Consider the following 3013-nt stretch of genomic DNA (forward strand, 5'->3'; position numbering starts at 1 on the left):
GCGATAAGACCTATATTTGACAGAATAGCGGCCGAAGCGTGGAAGGAGGTGACCAAAGTCTAATGGCAAGTGTTGATGACAAAGTTGTATCGATGAGTTTCGAATCCAGCAAGTTTGAAACTGGTGTCAATGCAGCTATCAATGCTTTGAACAAGTTGAAGTCGGCATTGAGTTTTCCCAAAGCTGGCGATGCTCTAGATCAAGTTAGTGCCTCTGCTTCAAAGGTCGACCTCAATCCTATAGCCAAAGCTCTTGATTTCATTAAGAGTAAGTTTTCCGCGCTCGGTGTCATCGCTATCTCGGTGCTCAATAACATCACTAACAAAGTGGTGGATGCCGGGCTGAAGTTTGCCAAATCGCTGACTATTGACCCAATTGTGGCTGGGTTTCACAACTATGAGACTCAGATCAATGCTGTTCAAACGATTCTGGCAAACACTGGTCTTACTGGCAAGAAGGGTTTGGCTCAGGTCAATAGCGCATTGGCCGAGCTGAATACTTACGCGAATAAGACGATCTACAATTTCTCTGAGATGGCCAAGAACATCGGTACCTTCACGGCTGCCGGTGTTGACCTCAAGACGTCAACCGCATCGATCAAGGGTATTGCCAACCTGGCCGCGTTGTCTGGATCCAATGCGGATCAAGCTTCGTCGGCAATGTACCAGCTTTCACAGGCTATTGCTTCCGGAACAGTCAAGCTTCAGGACTGGAACTCGGTAGTCAATGCTGGTATGGGTGGTAAGGTATTCCAGAAGGCCCTGTATGACACAGGCGTCGCTATGCACACCATTAAGAACGCCAAGGTAGGCGAGACCTTTGATCAGTGGACAAACTCAGGTAACTCGTTCAGACAGTCGTTGCACAGCGGTTGGCTCACCAGTAAAGTCCTGACAACGACGCTCAAGGGCTTTACAGGAGATATGACCACCGCTCAGTTGAAAGCGGAAGGTTACACGGCTGCTCAGATCAAGGATATTGAGCGATTGGCCAAAGTAGCTTCAGGAGCTGCGACCAACATCAAGACGATGACTCAGTTGCAGCAAGCCTTGAAAGAGGAAGTTGCTACGGCATGGTCAGCTATCTTCAAAACTATATTTGGCGATATCAACGGAGCAACTACTCTATTCAGCAAGATTCACACTGTTGCTGAGAATGCTCTGACAAAGCCTATCTATGATTTGAATCGGCTTCTCGAGGGTTGGGCCAAGCTTGGCGGTCGAACTATTATGATCGATGCGCTTAAGCAGGCTTGGAAAGATCTTGGGGCAGTAATGGCGCCTATCAAGGCTGCTTTCCGAGAGATCTTCCCACCTACGACTGCCGCCCAGCTTGTCAGTATGACCAAGGCATTTGACAACTTCATGAAGTCACTTATGCCTAGTGCACAGACTATCGATAATTTGAAGCGTACGTTTGCCGGATTATTTGCGATTCTTGATATTGGTAAGCAGCTTCTTAGTGGTGTATTTACCGTCTTTTCTACGCTCTTTGCTGCAGTTGGCAAGGGTGGTGGAGGTTTCCTGAACCTTACCGGAAACATTGGCGACTTTCTAGTCTCAGTTGACAAAGCTCTCAAGTCGGGTAATAGACTTCATGATTTCTTTGTCGGGCTTGGAAGCGTGCTTGTCCAGCCGATCAAATTTATCGAGAGAATGGCCTCTGCTATTGGAAGTCTTTTCAGTGGATTTGGATCAAAATCCTCCGGAGGATTTTCCGCAGTAGTAGGCGGAATGGCCGGAGCTTTATCGCCTTTGCAGAAAGTTCTCGATGGAGCAAAGACTGCTTGGGACAATTTCTGGCAAGGTGTTGGCGACATAGCAACCAAGTTGAAGCCAGGATTCAAAGCTATTGTTGACGAGATTGGGAATCTTGGCACTCAGATCGGTACGGCTCTCCAGAACATCAACTGGCAAGGATTGCTATCGGTTGTCCAAACAGGCCTTCTTGGCGGTATGTATTTGGTGTTCAAGAAGTTCTTCAGTGGACTTGGTGAAAAAGCCGGTGGCGGGATTATGTCGAGCATCACTGGGATGTTTGATGGCTTGACCGGTGCGCTCAAGAATATGCAGCAGTCGATCAAGGCCGCTACGTTGCTCGAGATTGCCGCAGCTGTTGCACTTCTTACCGCTTCAATTGTCGCAATGTCTACGATTCCGTCGGCTAAGCTCAATAAAGCTATAGCTGGTGTGGCCTTTGCTATGGGTGAACTTGTCGGTGCCATGGCTATCATAAACAAGATTCCAATGCAAGGGTTCGTCAAGATCCCACTTATTGCCGGGTCTATGATTCTATTGGCTACTGCTGTTGATATTCTTGCCATAGCGGTAAAGAAGCTCAGTGGTATGAGTTGGGAGCAACTTGCTAAGGGCCTTACGGCAGTTGGATTGCTTCTTGTGGGTATATCTATAGCTGCTGGCCCACTATCCAAGAGTACCACAGGACTGATCAGTGCTGGTATTGGTATTACTGCCATTGCCATAGCTCTGAATATTCTGGCTCTGGCTATCAAGCAGTTTGGTGGCATGAGTTGGGAGGCGTTGGGCAAGGGTATGGCTTCTGTTGCTGTTGCCCTAGGCGGTATTGGCCTGGCTTCGAAGCTCTTCCCATCTGGGATGATTCAAATTGGCGCAGGTCTAGTTGTCGTTGCCACAGGGCTTAAAATATTGGCGAGTGCGGTTGCCAGCTTCGGCAAGTTGTCTTGGGTACAGATTGCCAAGGGTATGGCCTCGATTGCTGCCGCTCTTGTCATCATCGCTGGCGCTATGCAGCTCATGCCTTCAAATATGGTGGTTACAGCAGCAGGTCTCTTGTTGATTTCCATTGCTCTGAAAGGTATTGCCAGCTCTATTGAGAGTCTTGGTGGGCAATCGGTCGGAACTTTGGCAAAGGGTATAATCAGTCTTGCTCTAGCTTTGACCATTCTAGCTGCTGGTATGTATGCAATGACAGGAAGTCTTGCCGGTGCCGCGGCTCTGGCTGTTGCTTCTGCCAGCTTGATGTTGCTTGCTCC

General features: G+C 48.6%; 1 protein-coding gene. It reads left to right on the forward strand.

Translation table 11 applies throughout. The annotated features are described in order from the left end of the window. Window positions 1-62: 62 nt before the first annotated feature. A partial coding sequence (locus VH187_RS01135; protein WP_329699663.1) for a tape measure protein occupies window positions 63-3013 on the forward strand: 2951 nt, incomplete at its 3' end.

Origin of the sequence: Scandinavium sp., from assembly GCF_036271055.1 — a bacterium.
In the GTDB taxonomy this organism is placed as follows: domain Bacteria; phylum Pseudomonadota; class Gammaproteobacteria; order Enterobacterales; family Enterobacteriaceae; genus Scandinavium.